Raw genomic sequence first — 18,008 nt, forward strand, 5'->3', positions numbered from 1 at the left:
TCAGGCGCCTTTCTTCGAGAAGCGGGGGAAGATTCCGAAGCGGCCGGACCCGGCAGGACGGTCGCGGAGGCCGTCGCCGAGGAGGTTCACCCCGACCACGAGGATGACGATCATCAGCCCGGTGAAGGTGACGATCCACCACGAGGTGGTGATGTAGTCCTGGCCGTCGGAGATGATGCGGCCCCACGTGGCGAACGGGCGCTGCGGACCGGCGCCGAGGTAGCTCAGCGAACTCTCCAACAGAACCGCCTGGGCGAGAAGCAGCAGTACGACGAGCGAGGCCTGCTTGATGATGTTCGGCACCACGTGGCGAAGCAGGATCGCGGTGCGGCTCAGACCGAGGACGCGGGCGGCGGCAACGTACGGCTTCTCGCGTTCTACGAGCACCAGCGAGCGTGTGAGGCGGGCGACCTCCGGCCACTGTGCAATGGCGATGACGAAGGTGATGACCGGAATCGACGGTCCGAACAGCGCGACGACGAGCAGCAGCATCATGAGAAGGGGAAGCGACAACTGGGCTTCGAGCACTCGTGAGATGACGGCGTCGACCCAGCCGCCGAAGTAGCCTGCCGCGCTACCGGCGACAACGCCGATGATGCCGGAGACGACGACGGCGAGTATGCCGATGGTCAGCGACACCTGTCCACCGAACAGGATGCGAGAGAGCAGATCGCGGCCCAATTGGTCGGTACCCAGTAGGTGACCGTCGGTCAGCGGCGGCAGACGTCGTGCGATGAGGTCCGTCTGGTTCGGATCGGCAAGGGGGAGCAGCCCTGCGAGTGCAACGGGAAGGATGACGAGCAGCGACAGGACCGTTCCGGCCCAGATCTTGACTCGACTGTCTCGTCGGCGACGGGTGGCGCCGGCTCGCGCGAAGTCGGCAGCAGTGACGGCGCTCGGGCGCTCGTTCACCGGTGGTTCCAGCACTGCGGTCATTTGCTTACGCCCTTTCCGAGGCGGACCCGAGGATCGAGAAGTGGGTAGCAGAGGTCGACGAGCAACTGCACGAGAACCGCCAGGACCGCGGTCACCAGCACCGTCGCCTGAATGAGCGGATAGTCACGCGTTTCGAGGGCGCGGACGACGAGCGAACCGACACCGGGCCACGCGAACACGACCTCCACGACCACGACGCCGTTGAGCATGCCCGCGAAGCGAGTTCCGAGCGCAGTGACGACGGGGATCGCCGAATTGCGCATCGCGTACCGCCAGGTGAGTTCCCGCTCGGACACACCGCGCGAGCGCGCGACCGTGATATACGGCGACGCAAAGGCATTCACCATTTCCCGGCGGACCATGCGTGAGATCAGTGCAATCTGCAGGATCGAGATGGTCACGGTCGGGAGAATGAGGGACCACCACGTGGTGAAGCCTGCGGCAGGAAGAACCGGGATCAACACCGCGAAGAGAGTCACGAGCATCAGGCCGCTCCAGAACTCCGGCATCGACTGTCCCGCAACGGTGACGGCGTTTGCTCCGAGCTCGCGGCGTGTATCGGCGTGCTTGGCCATCCACACACCGAGCGGGATCGACAGGATCGCAGTCAGCAGGATTGCCGATACGGCGAGGGTGATCGTGTACGGCAGGCGGTCGAAGACGACGTCGAGTGCGGGTGCCTGGAAGGAGTAGGACGTTCCGAACTGCAGATGCAACAGGTCCCAGAGGTAGATCAGGTACTGCTGGAACACCGACTTGTCGAGACCCATGTCCGCGCGAATCGCAGCGAGATCCTCGGTCGATGCAAGCGGACCGGCCAGTGCGTACGCGGGATCGCCCGGTGCCATGCGGATGAGCACGAACACCGTGGTGAGCGTCAGGAAAATCGTCAGCACACTCTGTGCGAGACGCTTGACGACATAGCGGGCCGTCGCGTTGCCTGTCGCCTTCCCGATGATCGGGACCGGCTTCTTCTTGTCGAGAGTGAGGGTCATGACTCAGGCCTCCAGTCGGACTGAGCCGAGGTCGTAGGAGTTGATGGGCGTGAGTGCCACATTCTGTACTCGGGTTCGTTTGGCGAGCAGTGCATTCGGAACGAAGCTCCACAGGCACGGCCAGGTGTTCCAGATGTCCTGCTGGGCGTCGGCGAGAAGCGTCGCGCGACGTACCGGATCGGGCTCGCTGGAGGCGAGCTCGATCTTCTGGGTGATCTCGGGGAACACGTAACCGTGATAGGTGTCGCGGGTCGCTTCCTTCTCCGCAGTGCCCGCGTACATTCCTTGGATCGTGGTCAGCGCCAGGCCGGTCTGGTTGCCGTAGCCGTTGCCGAGGACGTCCCAGTCGCCGACCTTGCCCTGGCGCCACGACGAGATGTCGCCGCCCGGTTCGAACTGTTGCAGCTTCACTCGGACACCGATGTCGTTCATCATCTGCGTCACCGATTCCATGAGCGAGACGTCGTTGGTGAACTCGCCGGTCTCCCAGATGAAGGTCAGTTCGAGGTCGGTGACTCCCTCGGCGTCGAGCATCTGACGTGCCTTCACCGGATCGAACGTGTACTTACCGGTCTCGACTGCGCCGGACAACGTGCTCGGCGCCGCGCCGGTGGCCGGTACGGCCGAACCGATGAGGACGTCCCGCGCGAGCGATTCGCCGTCGACGGCATAACTGAGTGCTTCGCGCACACGGGGATTCGCCAGTGGATGACCGGCGGGCTTGCGGAAATTGAAGAACAGTTGGTTGATGCGGGTGCTGGGGACTGTCTCGATCTGCACTCCAGGCAAGGATGCGAGCTGCTCGGCGGAGTCGGGGCTGATCGAGTCGATGACGTCGACCTCGCCGCTCCGCAATGCGACGACGCGAGCGGCCTCCTCGGGGATGAAACGCACACGAACCTGCTGCACACTGGGTTCCTCGCCCCAGTAGTACTGGTTCGCTGCCAGGCTGTATTCGCCCGTGCCGCGATTGGACTCGGTGACCACGAACGGTCCGGTGCCGATGCCGGTCTGCAGTTCGTTGGGTTCGTTCGCCGCGGCAGGGGTGATGAGGATGTTCGACATCAGACTGTCGAGAACCGGCAGCGGTGAGGTGGTGCGCAGGATGAAGGTGCGGTCGTCGATGGGGATCACCGTCGGCCACTCGGGAAACTGCGGCGCGACGAACGAGCCGCTGACCTGCTGGTACATCTGCATCGCTACATCGACGTCCTCGATGCTGACCGGTGTGCCGTCGGAGTACTTGACGCCTTCGCGTAGGCGAACCGTCCACTCGGTCGGCGACGTCGCATCGAAGCGGTCCGCGAGAACCAGCTGGGGATGGAGGTCGTCGCCGATACGGGTGAGGCCCTGGCGCACGCCACGTTGCGCGGTCACGGCGGCATCGAACTGATTGAGCTTGTTGTCCAGACTCACGAGCGAACGGTTGAGCCCGAGCACGAGGGTGTCCTGTGACGGCTTCCCGGTCGGCCCTGCGCACGCAACGGTTGACCCGAGGAGCGTGACTCCGCCGGCGAGGCCGGCGTACTGCAGAAAGCTCCGCCGCGACACGGACGGCATCTGCAAGCGAGATGTGGTCATCGGTGACCTTGACCTTTCGAGACTGACAAAAGCGGGGGAAGCGCTCGCTGCGGTGATGACTTCTTACCGCGAGCGGTGCTTGTAACTCAGCTCACAATGGCACTCTTGCGTGTTCCGCGCAAGCGCCGTAGCTTAAATTGCGTACTTCGCGCAGAAACTCGCTGAATCGTGCATACTCGTCTCAGCAACGAAAGGAGTGAACGTGGAGATGTTTCCGCTGGTAGTGCTCGCGGACGATCTGTCAGGAGCAGCCGAATCGGCCTCCGCCTTCCTTCCGTGCGGAGCGGAAGTATCCCTGCAGCTCGGAAGTCCGACCGTGGCGGATGAGCCTCCTGCAGACGTGACCGTCGTCGATCTTCACTCGCGCAGACTCACACGATCCGACGCGGCGACATCGGTGCGGTCGGTGCTCGACGCCTTTCCCGGCGCTCGCGTCGTCAAGAAGGTCGATTCCCTCCTGCGCGGCAACGTCGAGGCCGAGGTCGGCGCCTTGGCGGCGGACGGATCTCCGGTCGTCGTGGTGGCAGCGTTTCCGGGGATAGGTCGCACTGTGGAGGGCGGAGTCGTTCGCGTTCACGATATTGCGTTGCACGAGACAACGCTGTGGCACGCAGAATCCCAGTCTCCGCCCCTGACGGTAGCGGCCGCTCTCGGAGACCTGCCGAGTACGGGGGTGTGCATCGATCAGGTCAGGAGCGTCGGTCTGCCCGAGGTGTTCGCCGACCTCGTCGCGTTGGGACGTGTTCCGGTGTGCGACGCGGTGACCGATGCGGACATCGATGCGATAGTTGCTGCGGCACAAGCTGTTCCCGGACTTCGGCTCGTCGGGACGGCAGCGTTGATGGCGGCGCTTGCGAGGCACGCCGGCACCGGCCGACGACGAGAGTCCGCGGTATCGGATCGGCAGGCCCGCGGTACCCTTGTGATCGTCGGGACCGCGGATCATGTTGCCGTCGAACAGGTTCGATTTCTCGAAGGATCCGGGGTGCCGCACGTGCGAGTCGCCGTGCGTCATCTGATCGACGGCACGATCGATCCAACACCCGTTCTCGCAGCGCTGAGGTCCGGATCGGCGTTGGTCACCGTCACGGGGCCGGTGACGTCGAACGACGCCACTGCTGTCGTCGAGGGCCTGGCCGATCTCGTGGCCGCCGTCGAGCGAGATCGGACGTCCGACCTCGTGCTCACCGGAGGCGAAACAGCTCGGACGGTCCTCGACCGGCTCGGCGTGCACCGTCTGAATCCACTACGCGAGATCGAAACCGGCGCGGTGCTCTCTGCAACCGAATCGGGACGACGGGTCATCACACGGCCGGGCAGCTTCGGTGGCGTCGAAAGCCTGCGCATCCTCACCGACTCGCTGAGAACCGAGTCGACACATTCTTCAAGCACCCACAGCAAGGAAACGTTCATGACAGAAACAACTCCACTTCCGCTCGTCGCCGTCACGATGGGCGACGGCGCAGGCGTCGGCCCAGAGGTCATCGTGCCCGCGCTTCTCGACGCTCGCACTGTCTCCTGGTGCCGACCCGTCGTGATCGGAGATGCCAAGCGTCTGAAGCTCGCTGCAGGCGTGCTCGGTCTCGACGTCGACATCGTGGTGATCGACGCGATCGCCCACGCGGAGTTCTCTCCGGGGCGGATCAACGTCATCGACCTCGATCTGCTGCCGGAGGATCTGGCGTGGGGCGAGTTGTCGGCCGTCGCGGGAGATGCTGCGTACCAGTACATCCGAGTTGCCAGCGAACTCGCGGTTCGAGGCGAGGTACAGGCGATCTGCACCGCGCCGCTGAACAAGGAAGCGCTGCACGCTGCCGGTCACATCTTCCCGGGCCACACCGAGCTCCTCGCGCACTTGACCGGGACCGAGGAGGTGTCGATGATGCTCTCGACACCCAAGCTCAAGGTCATTCACGTCACGACGCATATCGGCCTGCTCGACGCCGTCGCGAAGATCGAACCGGGACTCGTCGAGCGAACGATCCGACGTGGCCACGAGGCTCTCGTCCGGACCGGAAACGCGAACCCGAAGATCGGCGTGTGCGGGATCAACCCACACGCGGGCGAGAACGGGCTGTTCGGCTACGGCGAGGAGGATCTCAAGATCGTGCCTGCCGTCGAGAAGTTGAAGGCGGACGGTATCGACGCCGTCGGGCCGTTGCCCGCGGACACCGCATTCTTCCTGGCCGGCCGAGGTGACTACGACCTGATCGTCGCGATGTACCACGACCAGGGCCACGGGCCGGTGAAGGTGCTCGGAATCGAGGCGGGCGTCAACATCACCGTCGGTCTGCCGGTCATTCGCACGTCGGTCGACCACGGCACCGCGTTCGACATCGCAGGCAAGGGAATCGCCGAGGCCGGTAGTATGGTCGAAGCTCTGCGTCAGGCTGCCGAATTGGCTACGAGCACAGCAGTTTTGAAGTAGCGAAGGTTTGCGGGTCGAGATTTCGGGACAGAGGGAGACGGCGTGGCACTACGTGAGTCGGAGGCGCGTCGCTCCGAGATCGTGCGCATGGCGAAGACGAGTGGTCTCGCCAGTGTGGACGAGCTGTCATCTCAATTCGGTGTCACGGCCTCGACCATCCGCCGCGATCTGAGCCAATTGACGGCTCAGGGGCTGATGGCGCGTACGTACGGCGGGGCCATCGCGCTCGATCCGCACCCCGAGTCCTCGTTGCGACAACGGTCCCTCGAAGGATTCGAAGCCAAGCGAGCCATCGCCGAATGGGCCGCCGAGCAGATCTGTCCCGGTGAGACCGTCCTGCTCGATGCGGGAACCACCGTCGGAACGATGGGGGAGTTTCTGCGCGACGCCGTGAACCTGACAGTGATCGCAGCTGGTCTGACAGCACTGGAGGCGCTCGCGGACGCGGACTCGGTGCGGGTCGAGTGCTTGGGTGGAACGTTGCGCCCTCTCAGCCAGGGTTTCGTCGGGCCACTGGCAGAAGCGTCGTTGCAGCGGGTCTCGTTCGATCGCGCGTTTCTCGGTGCCGATGCGGTGACCGCCGAGTTCGGCATCTGTGAAGCCGAGCTGCAACAGACCCGGCTCAAGGAGATGATGATCGAACGCGCAGGCAAGACCTACGTCCTGGCGCATTCCGCGAAGCTCGGGCAACGGCCGTTCCATGCGTGGGCTCCGATTCCGCCGGGCACCACACTGGTCACCGATTCGGGGGCGACCCCGGCGCAGGTGGATCCTTTCGAGAGTGCAGGAATCGACGTGGTGATTGTCTGACGCGCACTCGGGGTAGTCGACACCAGTCGTCTACTGCAAGGAGAGCATCATGCGTTATGACTACCTCGTCGTCGGGGGCGGTATGGTCGCCGACAACGCAGCTCGTGGCATCCGGGAAAAGGACAGTGCGGGCACCATCGGCATCCTGAGCGCGGACTCGGACGAGCCGTACACGCGCCCCGCGTTGTCCAAGAAGCTGTGGACCGACAAGGATTTCGGTCGTGACAAGGTGCCGCTGAACACCTCCGCCGATACCGAGGCCGAGATCCACACCACCACACGCGTTTCGGCCGTCGACCGGGAGAACCGGACCGTGACAACGGAATCCGGAGAGTCCTACGAGTACGGAGAATTGCTCCTCGCCACCGGAGGATCTCCGATCGAGCTCGATCTCGCGCCGAGTCCGCGCGTCGTCTACTTCCGTACGTTCGCCGACTACCGGGCACTACGCGAATTGTCGAAGACCGCCTCGCACATCGCTGTGGTCGGCGGCGGATACATCGGCACCGAGATCGCATCGGCACTGTCGCTGAACGGAGTGAAGGTGACCCTGGTGACCTCCGACGACGTTCTCGGCGCCCACATGTTCCCCGAGGTGCTGGCTGCGTCGTTCGACGAAGGCTTCACCGAACACGGCGTCACCGTCCGACGCGCAGTACGTGTCGATTCCGGGGCCGAGGCGTCGGCGCGCGTGCAACTGCAACTCGACGACGGGTCGAGTGTCGAGGCGGACGGCGTCGTTTTCGGTCTCGGCGTTCGGCCGAATGTCGAATTGGCCGAGGCCGCTGGTCTAAAGGTCGACAACGGCATCGTCGTCGACGAGTTCCTCCGCACCGAGGATCCGCACGTGTACGCGGCAGGTGACGTGGCCAACTATCCCGACGCGATCCTCGGTCGTCGGCGCATCGAGCACGTCGACAACGCCAACGAGATGGGCAAGGCCGTCGGACGAATCATGGCGGGCGGCACCGACCCGTACACCTACACGCCGTACTTCTACTCCGATGTATACGACGACGGCTACCAGGCCGTCGGGACTATCAGTACGTCGCTCGAGACCGTGGAGCGGTGGACGAACAAGCCCAAGGAAGGCGTCGTCTACTACGTCGACGACTCGGGAGCGGTCCGCGGTGTCCTCATGTGGAACGTCTGGGAAGGACTCGACGAGGCGAAGCAGCTCATCGCCGATGGTGCGGCTCCTCCTGAGTGATCCGGGTCCGGCCGCACGTCGCGCGAAATTCTGGAACAGTGGAGAGGCCGAGAACCGACAGGAGCGAAGATGACCGATCATCCCGAGTTCGGGACCTCTCGTGAGCGTGTCGAAGAGCAGGTGCGACGCTGGTGCGAGCGCGCGCGCCTCGACGGTCGTCGCCCTCCGCTGTCCGACGCCGCCGCGGTGGCCATCGCCGCAGGCCGCCTCGACGAACCGACTCGAACCGTCCTGGCTGCACGTCGCCGGGTAGGCAAGACGATGCCGTCGATCGGCGGTTTCGCTGCGATCCGGGTGTTGGCGGACGAACGTGAGCGATGGCTCGGCAAGGACACACGCAACAAGCCGGGATCCGCGCTCGTCTATCGGCTTCGCGCCGCCGAGCTGACCAAGCGACTCGACCATCTCCGCACTGCGCTGGTGATGTCGAACAAGCACTATGCGAACGGCGTTCGCGCTGTTCGCCGGGACCGCCGCGACGGGGTCCACCTCGACCTCGACCAACGGGACGCACTGTTCGACGCGCTTCGCCGGACGCCGGTGCCGAAGCGGGAGGCGGGAACCGTCGTCGAACGCACCGGGTTGTCGATGCTCGATTCGGCCGCGGAACGAGTTGCGGGAGCAGCGAAGAACACCCGGTTCGAGGACCTGGGCGGCCGGGCATCGACCGTCATCGCCGAACTCGCGGATCAGCGCGACGACGTCTTCTCCGACAGATACGAAACCCTGCTGTTCCTTGCCGGCGCATCGTTCGACCGCGTGCGCGCCTCGCCGGCATGGCGCTCGGAGCACTTCGTGGTGCAACGGACTCAACTGGACCTGGCCGACGAGTTGACGCAGATCGCAGTCGACGCCCACTCACTGCGCGAGATCGACTCCGAACTCGACGGCATCGCCGCACTGATTTTCGACGGCGCCACCCGCACTCAGGTGGCCACACGGCGTACCGCTCTCGACGCCGTGTGGGCCCAGCTGATCGATCGTGTTGCCGCTCTGGTTCGCGTCGCCGACCTGGTGAACCGCGCCGAGGGCGAGCTGCGGACGATGGACGTGATCCAGCAGGCGCACAGCCTCGACGACCGGATCGACGCCCTCGTCGCGCGTGCAGGCAATCGCGAACTATCGGCTGCCAACACACATTTCGTCGGCGACCAACTGACCTAGGCCACGATGGCGAACAGGACGGCCGCCACCGCAAAACTCACGACCGACAGGATGGTCTCGAGCACCGTCCATGTCTGCAGCGTCTGCTTGACCGTCATGTTGAAGAACTTCGCGATGATCCAGAAACCGCCGTCGTTGACGTGGCTGAGAATGATCGAACCGGCTGCGATCGACATTGCCACGAGAGCGGTCGCCATCGGTGAGTAGTCCTGCGCTGCGACGAGTGGGCCGACGATGCCGCCGGTGGTCACGATCGCAACCGTCGCAGATCCCTGCGCGATCCGCAGCGCACAACTGATGACGTACGCGAGCACGATGATCGGCAGACCCGCGGCAGCCATGGCGTCGGCGAGCGCGGTGCCGATGCCGGTCGCCGAGATGACCTTTCCGAAGAATGCACCCGCGCCGACGACGAGGAGCAACATGCCGACCGGTCGCAGTGATTCACCGGTGAGTGTGCTCAGTTCCTGAACGGTGGATCCGCGTCGAATCCCGAGGACGTAGAACGCGATCAGTACCGCGATGAGCAGCGCGACTGCCGGAGTGCCGAGGAACGTGAGGACCTCGAGCAGATTGCCGGGATCGAGCAGGATGCTGCCGAACGTCGCACCGAGGATGAGAACGAGCGGGACCGCGATGATGGCGCCGATGACTCCGACGGATGGCGGAGTGGTGACGACGGGACGCTTCGTCGCGACGGAGGTGCCGCCGCCTGTGCCGTCGGTGTCCTCGTCCTTGTCGTTGATGAAGTCCTCGGGCACATCGACGATGACGCGCTTGCCGATCCAGTTACCCCAGACGAGGCCGGCGGCGATGAATCCCGGAATGCCGCAGACGAATCCCATCAGGATCAACCAGCCGAGGTTGACCTCCAGCAAGCCGCCGAGCGCAACAGGACCGGGGTGGGGAGGAAGAAATGCATGCGTCATGGACAAGCCTGCGAGCATCGGAAGTGCGTACAGCACCAACGACTTTCCGCCCTGACGAGCGGCGACGTAGACGAGCGGGGCGAGCACGAAGATGCCGATGTCGAAGAAGACGGGGATGCCGAAGATCAGTCCGAGCAGACCCATGGCTATCGGTGCACCGCGTTCACCGAAGACTCCGAGCAGTTTCGACGTCAGCGCCTGGGCGCCGCCCGATCGCTCGAGGATGGCACCGAGCACGGTGCCGAGACCGATGATGACGGCGATGTGCCCGAGGATGCCTCCGAATCCGGTCTCGAGCAGCGACTCGTTGCTCTTGATCGCAGTGCCGACGATTTCGGACACCGGAAGTCCTGCGGCCAATGCCAGACCGAGTCCGACGATCAGCAGCGCGACGAACGGTTCCAGTTTGACCTTGATGATGACGACGAGCAGTACCGCGATAGCGAGACCACACAGTACGAGAAGTCCAGGGGTTGAGGTCCTGAGCCAGTCGACGACGCTACTCATGGGGTGCCTTTCGGGTTGGACAGCGAGTTGACGAAAAGTTGTGCGCGCGAGCAGATTCCGTCCCAGTCGGCAGAGTGGACGGCCGTGGGGGAGACGACATCGGTGCCCGCGGTGACGGCGACGGCACCGTGTGCGAGGAAGTCGGCGGCGTTGGACGCGTTGACGCCGCCCGACGGCACGAGCCTGGCGTCCGGGAGCGGACCGAGAAGGTCCTTGACATGCGCAGGCCCGAGCGCGCGAGCAGGGAAAATCTTCACCGCAGCGGCTCCGAGATCCAGAGCATCCATGACTTCGGAGGGCGTCAGTGCGCCCATCATGACGGGAATGCTGTGTGCAGCTGCAACTTCGGCGACCTTGGGCCGGAGTCCGGGTGTAACCAGGAACTGTGCACCCGAGTCGATGGCCGCGCGGGCCTGCTCGGCAGTGAGCACCGTGCCCGCCCCGATCACGGCACCGGCGTCGGCAGCCCTGCGCAGCAGGTCCAGCACCCCTGCCGTCGTGAACGTCAGTTCGACGGCCCGTATCCCGCCGCGCGCCAACGCGTCGGCGAGTGCCACGGGATCAGGAACGGTCGGAGCCCGAACGACGGCGAGGGCGCGGTCGTCGAGAATGGTCTGCAGTGCATTCATCGTGTCCGCCTCAGTGAGTGGCCGGCCAAGGTGCCGGTGGGTTTTCCGTCGTCGATGGCAAGGCTGCCGTTGACGAGGACGTGGCTGATGCCGAGCGCCTGCTGCTTCGGCTGTTCGAACGTCGCGGTGTCCTTGACGGTCTCCGGATCGAACAACACCAGGTCGGCGGCGTTGCCCTCGGCGATCGTGCCGCGGGCGGTCAGGCCGAGACGTGCAGCAGGTCGACCGGTGAGGTGATTGATGCAGTCCTCCAGCCCGAGCAACTGCTCGTCCCGCACGTAGTGGCCGAGGTACCGCGGGAATGTGCCCCACGCGCGGGGATGTGGGCGTTCTCCGACGAGAATCGCGTCGCTGCCGCCCATGTGGTGCGGGTGAGCCATGATCGCGCGGACGTTGTCCTCGTGGCCGACGTGCTGGAGAATCGTCGTCGCGAGTTGATCGCGTTGCAGAATGTCGAAGAACACCTCCGCCGGGGATTCGCCGCGTTCGGCGGCGATGTCGACCATCGTTCGGCCCACATACGCGTCGAGTTCGGAGTTCGCGACGCCGCTGAGCTGAATGGTCTCCCACTCGACGGTGACTCCGTGGCAGCCGTCGGAGCCGTTGACGTCGACGTCCTCGGTGATCCGTGCACGCATCTCCGGATCCGCCATCCGTGCCAACGCCTGGTCAGGTCCCCCCGACATTGCCCAGCTCGGTAAGAGCGCCGACAACGTCGTCGCGCCCGGTAGGTAGGGGTACGTGTCGAGGGTGACATCGCATCCATCGGCGATCGCCGCATCGACCTTGTCGAGGAATTCGCCCGCGCGGCCGCGGTTCACACCGAAATTCATCGTCGCGTGCGTCAGGTGCAGCGCACAACCGGTGTCGCGAGCGAGGTCGAGCATCTCCTGGTAGGCCTCGAGCGCGCCTGCACCGTACGACCGAGTGTGCGGCGCATAGAAGCCGCCGAAGTCCGCGACCACTTCGCACAATGCGCGCAGCTCGCTCGTATCGGCGTACATCCCCGGTGTGTAGGTCAGCCCACTCGACATTCCGACGGCGCCGTCGCTCAACCCCTGCGCGAGAAGCTCCTGCATACGCGAGATCTCCCGCGGGGTCGCGGGCCGTTGGTCACCGCCCACCGCGAGGTAGCGCAGCGTTCCCTGCGGAACCAGGTATGCGGCATTGGGGGTGATGCCCTGGTCGAGTCGGGTCAGGTACTCGGCGACCGAACGCCACGAGAAGTCCAGATCCGACGGGTTGCCGTTCCACCCCGCGATCTGACGGCGAACGATGTCCAGCGTCGCGTCGTCGATCGGTGCGTAGGCGATGCCGTCCTGGCCGATCACCTCGGTGGTGACGCCCTGGCTGATCTTGGGGAAATGACCGGGATCGGTCAGCAGGCGGAGATCGGAGTGTGCGTGCATGTCGATGAAACCGGGGGACAGGACGTGTCCGGGCAGAGCATCGATGACGCGGTCGGCACCGGCGACGGTTCCTGGTTCCGTGACGGATTCGATGCGGCCCTTCGAGACGAGAACGTCCCGTCGCAGCCTGGGTGCGCCGGTACCGTCGACGACGTCGGCACCGCGAATGAGCAAGTCGGTCATCATGATTCCTAGAAGAATGTGTGGACGAGGTCGACGACGCGAGGGTCGTCCGAATCGGCGTCGTCGATCACCGGGATCAGACGCCATTTGTCGAACGCGGTGCACGGATGCGACAGACCGAGCCGCACGACGCTTCCCACCGGCGCGGCGGTGTCGCTGCCGGGGAACCGCAGGAATGCGTGCTGGTCGTTGAGTGCGGTGACCTCGGCGTCGTCGATCAGCTGAGGTGACGGCAGACCTTCGTCGAACGGCAGATCGCGTTTACCGGCGTCGAGCAGAGCCAGTCCAGGTTCGGGACGTGACACCACCCGTGCCCATCCATGCATCGCGGACGTCAACGGATTGTCGGTGCGGCTCGGGATCATCGGCGAGATCTGGGCGTAGAAGCCGTCGTCGTGAATGATGTACGCGCCCGAGCGAAGTACCACCGAGGTCGGTGCGCCGCGTTCGCCCTCGTGGTCGACCGACGATGCCAACCGCTCGACGACAAGATCCTGATACGCACTTCCACCGGCCGTGACGACGGCTGCGCCGGGGTAGAGGCCTGCCTCGTTCAGTTCCCGATGAAGTCGTGCGACGGAATCCAGGTAGCCGCGTACTGCCGTCAGGCCCGATTCGGACCGATCGTGACTGAGCGCGCCCTCGTATCCGCCGACGCCGGCGAGATGCAACCGCGGCGACCGCGCGATGGCGTCGGCGATCGACCTGGCCTCCTCGATGGTTCGCGCACCGGTACGTCCGTGGTCGCCACCGAGTTCGACGACGACCTTCACCTGGCGCGTGCCGCCGGATCCCTGGAGGATCTCGTTCATCGTCCGGACGGTGTCGAGACCGTCCGCCCAACAATAGAAATCGAACTCGGGGTGCTCCTCGAGCTCCCGCGCCAACCACGGCAGGCCGACAGGGTCGACGAGCGCATTCGCGAGCATGATGCGTTCGACGCCGAAGCTTCGAGCGATCTGGACCTGCCAGATGGTTGCGAGCGTGATCGCCCAGGAACCGGCGTCGAGCTGGCGTTTCCACAGTGCAGGCGCCATCGTCGTCTTCCCGTGTGGCGCGAGCTTCACACCCGATTCCTCGGCCCATTCCGCCATGACGGCGATGTTGTGGTCGATCCCATTGCTGTCGAGCGTGAGCAGAGGGGTCTGGAACTGGCTCAGCGTCGGTCGAGTGGCGATGAAATCGTCGATGCTCGATCCCCAGGAGTGCGGTGGTACCGACTTGTGTTCGGGGCCGATCGCCCTTGTTCGAAGGGCTTTCACGGCGTTCGAGTCGATCAAAACGTGGACCTCCAGGCCTGCCATCGCATGCGTTGCGTATTTTGCAACCGACGTTGCGCAAAATGTTGTTGCTAAGTAGTGTGCATCGAACAGGGGAAAGCCGCAAGCATTCGAAGGAGATCGATGTGACATCGCCGCGAGCGATCTGCGTCGGCGAGGGGCTGGTAGTTCTCGTTGCAGAGCCAGGTCCGCTCGAAAGTTCCGAGAATTTCAGACGATTTGCCGGTGGCGCGGAGGCCAATGTGGCGCGAGTGCTGGCCCAGCTGGGGGTGTCGTCGTCATGGATCTCACGTGTGGGACACGACGGATTCGGGCGCTACCTGCTCGGCCAACTGAACGGGGCAGGCGTGGATACCTCTGCCGTCGGGGTGGACGAGGCCAGGGCGACAGGAATCTACGTCAAACAGCGTGGTGCGGGAACCAGCTGCGAATGGGACCTCCCGACCGGCGACAGCCGAATGACCTACTTCCGCAGTGGATCTGCCGCGAGCACTCTGTCGCCGGCCGATATCGAGAGCGACGTGGCGGCAGGGTTGATCCGGTCGGCCGAGATCGTCCACTTCTCGGGTATCACCGTCGCGCTGTCGGACACGGCGGAACAGATGACCCGAGCCCTACTTGCAGGGGACGCGACCGTGAGTTTCGATCTGAACTATCGACCTGCCCTGTGGGGCAACCGAATCGATGATGCGCCGAAAATTCTCGCCGACCATGTGCGGGGGAGCGATGTCGTGTTGATGGGGGCGGACGAGGCGCGCGAGGTCTTCGGGATCGACGACGCGGCGGATCTCCGGGCCGAATTTCCTGAGCCGCGTCATCTCGTGATCAAGAACGACGCACACGTCGTCACCGCATTCGACGGTGACTCACGCGTCGACGTCCCGGCTCTGCGGCTCGATGTTCTGGAGAAGATCGGAGCAGGCGACGCCTTCGCCGGCGGTTTTCTCGGCGGCCTTCTCGGTGGACTGCCGCCCGTCCAACGCGTGCGCCTCGGCCATCTGTGTGCCGCGGGAGCGCTCACCGCGCACGGCGACGTCGCGGAGATTCTCGCTGTGTCCGATCGTGACGCAGCGTTGCTTCTCCCCGATGCGCAATGGGATCGAATCGAATACACCGAGTTGGTGGGGTCATGAGCCAGAGTCTGTCCCGTGCGTTGACCATTCTCGGCCTGCTGGGCGACGACGGCCGTTCGTTGGATCAACTGGCCACCGAGCTCGACGTGCACAAGACGACGGTGCTGCGTCTGCTTCGAACCATGGAGGCGGATCGATTCGTCCAGCACGACGCCGGGCATCGGTACGTACTCGGGTCGCGATTCTTCGAACTCGCCAATCGCGCCCTCGAGCAGCGCGACGTGAGAACCATCGCTCGGCCGCACCTGGCTGCGCTCAACGCCTCGACCGGGCAGACGATTCACCTCGCCACGTACGAAGCAGGAGAGGCGGTCTACATCGACAAGTTCGATGCAAAACAGAGCGTCCGCATGTATTCGCGCATCGGCAGGCCCGCGCCGCTGCACTGCACGGCGGTCGGAAAAGTGCTCGTGTCCGCCAGGCCGCGTCTCGAGCAGGTCGAGATAGCCGGGAAGCTCGCGTACCCCCGGTTCACGGACAACACGATCACCACCGCCGAACAGTATCTGACCGAGCTCGAAGTTGTTGCAGCACAAGGCTATGCCGAGGACCACGAAGAACACGAGTCGTTCGTGAACTGCGTCGGCGTCCCGATACGGAACGGCACCGGTGACACTGTTGCCGCGGTGTCGATGTCCGTACCCGACATGCTGCTCGATCATGCGCAAGTGCTGTCGACGCTGCCGCAGGTGCTCGACACCGCAGCTGCGATCTCTGCGGATCTCGGGTGGAAGCCGAACGAACCCCTTTCATCGACCGATGGAAGGGCCCCCTCGAAAGGAAATCGATGAGCGAGAAGATCGCAATCCGCACCGACGGCGCACCCGCGCCTGCACACACGTTCTCCCAGGGAGTGCGTAAAGGACCCTTCGTACAGGTGTCGGGGCAAGGTCCCGTGGATCCGGAGACCAGTGAGTACCTGTACCCCGGCGACGTCGCCGCACAGACGACCCGGACGCTGGAGAACGTATTGGCGATCGTCGAGGCGAGCGGTGCAACGTTCGACGACGTGGTCATGCTCCGCGTCTACCTCACCAAGCGTGAGGACTTCGGCGTCATGAACGACGCGTACGGCGACTTCGTGCAGAAGCACACCAAAGGCGAGGTCCTCCCCAGTCGCACCACTGTGTTCACCGGCCTTCCGCGTGAAGAGATGCTGGTAGAGATAGACGCAGTTGCCATTGTGTGACGCTAGGGCGTTGTACCGGATTGTGTGACGCTCGGGCGTTGTACCGGATCGTGTGACGCTCAAGCGTTGTCGTAGAACGCGACGGTGCGAAGTGCGAGGCGGAGTGTGGCGACGATACGGTCCCACGGGACCGCCTCGCTTTCGCACTCCGATTCCGAAGTCGTATCACCTCGCTCTTCGGCCTCGCGTGCGCATTCTCGCCACGATCTGGCCTGCTCGGAGCAAAACGACTCGTACCCGGCGATCTTCGGGCGATCGGGACCACATACCGAGACGACGTCGTCGACGTCCACGTCGCCGTCTGCATCGAGTTCGAGTAACGCCATCAGATCGGGTGGTACGTCCTCGGTGTCGGCGACCTCGGATGAAGTCGACGGCGTGGCCGCGGCGTGCGGGCGTGCACGCACTCCGCCCAGATGATCGACGAAGCCTTCGTCGACGCGTGCGACGAACTCGGCAAGCCGCGCCACCGCGTTGGTCAGGTGCATCGGAACGAACGGGGATGCGTCGACGCTGGCGGTGACGTGTACGCGATCGTCCACGAGCAGGAACTTCAATCGAGGATGTCGTCGGTTGAGGTCCACGATCAACTCGGCAGCACGGGTCCGTCCGGAAACCCGATCGACGATCGGGGCGTGTACCCGAACTTCCGAAATATCGGCGACGTAGACGTACACGGCGGCGGATCCGACCGTGACGTCGAAGCCTCCGTCGGGCGCGGATCGCAAGTCGGTGCCCCACATCGAGTGCAAGCATCGGCGGACGGCGTCGGCGAGATCCCCCTCGGAGCCTGCGACGACTGCAGCTGCCGGGTCGGCAGCGGGGTCGTGATCGGCGTCGTGATCGGCGGTAGCAGTGGGCGAGGGCTCGACGGAGTCGTCGAAACCCTGGAGGAACGACGGGTGCGGAACGTTCCAGATCTGCCTGAACTCAGTCACCGCCATCGACGCGATGTGGTCCGCCCACACAACCGGCTCCTCGATGATCCGCACCCCTGGTTGCTCCGCATGTCTCCACGGCGAACGGAGGGGCGAATCGCTGTGGGTAGTGCAGTGGATCGTGCAGCCGGCATTCGAACGGAACTCCATGGTGCGTGGCACAGACCCGACCGGGGTGAACGACGGCGACAAAGAAAAGACGTCGAACCCCCCTTCCGAGGCCAGTCGATCGGCCAGGCAGCGTCTGAACGTCGTCCAATCGGCTTCGATCGATCCGTCCAGATCTTCTGTTTCGAATCTCGACATGCATCTCCCCGTTTCTTCGCCGCAGCGAACTCCTCGACGACGGAGAAGTTAGTCCGAGGCACCGACAGATTCGGTTCGTCTCCGGCCCGGATGGAGGCGACGACCGAGACTTCCGAGCAAGTCGACCGACACAAGTCGGCAAACACCCGCCATCGCAGGCAGTTGTTAACTGCCGCAGCTGTCTGACCTGGCGATTTGCGCAAGTGTTCTTGTTGGCGTAACTTTTGTCGAGTCAGAGCGACACGGACACCAACCCGGACCGAGAGGTGCGGGACACGAGGTTGCACGGAGTCGGAACTGACAGCCCCGGTCAAGGCGAAGAAATTCACCACGTCCGGGTTATGAGCGTGTAAGCCCCGGAGTTACCGTGCGAGCGGAAAC

14 protein-coding genes and 2 pseudogenes are annotated in these 18,008 nt (G+C 64.4%); 8 read left to right on the top strand and 8 right to left on the bottom strand.

Features of this window, described 5'->3' with window-relative positions; translation table 11 throughout:
* The 3 genes from RY1_RS23815 to RY1_RS23825 are packed head-to-tail and all read right to left on the bottom strand — an operon-like array spanning nucleotide 1 to nucleotide 3,512.
* A complete protein-coding gene (locus tag RY1_RS23815) occupies nucleotides 1-936 on the bottom strand; it encodes an ABC transporter permease (RefSeq protein WP_072806518.1) in 936 nt (311 codons plus the stop codon).
* The gene (locus RY1_RS23820; RefSeq protein WP_245819906.1) at nucleotides 933-1,931 is read right to left on the bottom strand and encodes an ABC transporter permease; all 999 of its coding nucleotides are present in this window, start codon (nucleotides 1,929-1,931) and stop codon (nucleotides 933-935) included. The genes RY1_RS23815 and RY1_RS23820 overlap by 4 nt, the downstream gene beginning before the upstream one ends.
* 3 nt (nucleotides 1,932-1,934) lie before the next feature.
* Nucleotides 1,935-3,512 carry an ABC transporter substrate-binding protein gene (locus tag RY1_RS23825; protein ID WP_072806519.1) on the bottom strand — a complete coding sequence of 526 codons (1,578 nt, stop codon included), beginning with the start codon at nucleotides 3,510-3,512 and terminating at the stop codon, nucleotides 1,935-1,937.
* A 208-nt stretch (nucleotides 3,513-3,720) separates the two neighbouring features.
* Between RY1_RS23825 and RY1_RS31070 the strand changes: the two are divergent.
* The 5 genes and pseudogenes from RY1_RS31070 to RY1_RS23845 all read left to right on the top strand — a co-directional run.
* Nucleotides 3,721-4,839: pseudogene (locus RY1_RS31070) on the top strand (four-carbon acid sugar kinase family protein); the annotation flags it as partial.
* Between the two features lie 123 nt (nucleotides 4,840-4,962).
* Nucleotides 4,963-5,940: pseudogene (gene pdxA / locus RY1_RS31075) on the top strand (4-hydroxythreonine-4-phosphate dehydrogenase PdxA); the annotation flags it as partial.
* A gap of 42 nt (nucleotides 5,941-5,982) precedes the next feature.
* On the top strand, nucleotides 5,983-6,750 hold the full coding sequence (locus tag RY1_RS23835) for a DeoR/GlpR family DNA-binding transcription regulator (protein ID WP_072806520.1): 768 nt from the start codon (nucleotides 5,983-5,985) through the stop codon (nucleotides 6,748-6,750).
* Nucleotides 6,751-6,799: 49 nt separating this feature from the next.
* Nucleotides 6,800-7,960 (top strand): NAD(P)/FAD-dependent oxidoreductase, encoded by a 1,161-nt coding sequence (locus RY1_RS23840; RefSeq protein WP_072806521.1) that lies wholly within the window; start codon nucleotides 6,800-6,802, stop codon nucleotides 7,958-7,960.
* A gap of 69 nt (nucleotides 7,961-8,029) precedes the next feature.
* Nucleotides 8,030-9,124, top strand: a complete 1,095-nt coding sequence (locus tag RY1_RS23845; protein WP_072806522.1) for a hypothetical protein — start codon at nucleotides 8,030-8,032, stop codon at nucleotides 9,122-9,124.
* On the opposite strand, the gene RY1_RS23850 is transcribed toward RY1_RS23845, so the two are convergent.
* The 4 genes from RY1_RS23850 to RY1_RS23865 are packed head-to-tail and all read right to left on the bottom strand — an operon-like array spanning nucleotide 9,121 to nucleotide 14,085.
* Nucleotides 9,121-10,560, bottom strand: coding sequence for a GntP family permease (locus tag RY1_RS23850; RefSeq protein ID WP_072806523.1), 1,440 nt, complete (start codon nucleotides 10,558-10,560; stop codon nucleotides 9,121-9,123). The genes RY1_RS23845 and RY1_RS23850 overlap by 4 nt on opposite strands.
* Entirely contained in the window at nucleotides 10,557-11,189 is a 633-nt protein-coding gene (locus tag RY1_RS23855; RefSeq protein ID WP_072806524.1) for a bifunctional 4-hydroxy-2-oxoglutarate aldolase/2-dehydro-3-deoxy-phosphogluconate aldolase, read from the bottom strand. The genes RY1_RS23850 and RY1_RS23855 overlap by 4 nt, the downstream gene beginning before the upstream one ends.
* Entirely contained in the window at nucleotides 11,186-12,781 is a 1,596-nt protein-coding gene (locus RY1_RS23860) for an N-acyl-D-amino-acid deacylase family protein (RefSeq protein WP_072806555.1), read from the bottom strand. The genes RY1_RS23855 and RY1_RS23860 overlap by 4 nt, the downstream gene beginning before the upstream one ends.
* Before the next feature lie 8 nt (nucleotides 12,782-12,789).
* Nucleotides 12,790-14,085, bottom strand: coding sequence for an amino acid deaminase (locus tag RY1_RS23865; RefSeq protein ID WP_174565459.1), 1,296 nt, complete (start codon nucleotides 14,083-14,085; stop codon nucleotides 12,790-12,792).
* 101 nt (nucleotides 14,086-14,186) lie between these two features.
* Here RY1_RS23865 and RY1_RS23870 point away from each other — a divergent pair, with 101 nt between their 5' ends.
* From RY1_RS23870 to RY1_RS23880, 3 genes are read left to right on the top strand one after another with little or no spacing between them, the layout of a single operon-like run.
* Entirely contained in the window at nucleotides 14,187-15,194 is a 1,008-nt protein-coding gene (locus RY1_RS23870) for a sugar kinase (protein WP_245819908.1), read from the top strand.
* Nucleotides 15,191-15,985: an IclR family transcriptional regulator gene (locus RY1_RS23875; RefSeq protein ID WP_072806525.1), complete on the top strand. Its 795-nt coding sequence runs from the start codon at nucleotides 15,191-15,193 to the stop codon at nucleotides 15,983-15,985. Before RY1_RS23870 ends, RY1_RS23875 begins: the two co-directional genes overlap by 4 nt.
* The gene (locus RY1_RS23880; protein WP_072806526.1) at nucleotides 15,982-16,383 is read left to right on the top strand and encodes a RidA family protein; all 402 of its coding nucleotides are present in this window, start codon (nucleotides 15,982-15,984) and stop codon (nucleotides 16,381-16,383) included. Before RY1_RS23875 ends, RY1_RS23880 begins: the two co-directional genes overlap by 4 nt.
* A 59-nt stretch (nucleotides 16,384-16,442) precedes the next feature.
* On the opposite strand, the gene RY1_RS23885 is transcribed toward RY1_RS23880, so the two are convergent.
* Nucleotides 16,443-17,627: a T3SS (YopN, CesT) and YbjN peptide-binding chaperone 1 gene (locus RY1_RS23885; RefSeq protein ID WP_072806527.1), complete on the bottom strand. Its 1,185-nt coding sequence runs from the start codon at nucleotides 17,625-17,627 to the stop codon at nucleotides 16,443-16,445.
* Nucleotides 17,628-18,008: the final 381 nt, after the last annotated feature.

It is taken from the genome of Rhodococcus yunnanensis NBRC 103083 (genome assembly GCF_001895005.1).
Classification (GTDB): Bacteria; Actinomycetota; Actinomycetes; order Mycobacteriales; family Mycobacteriaceae; genus Rhodococcoides; species Rhodococcoides yunnanense.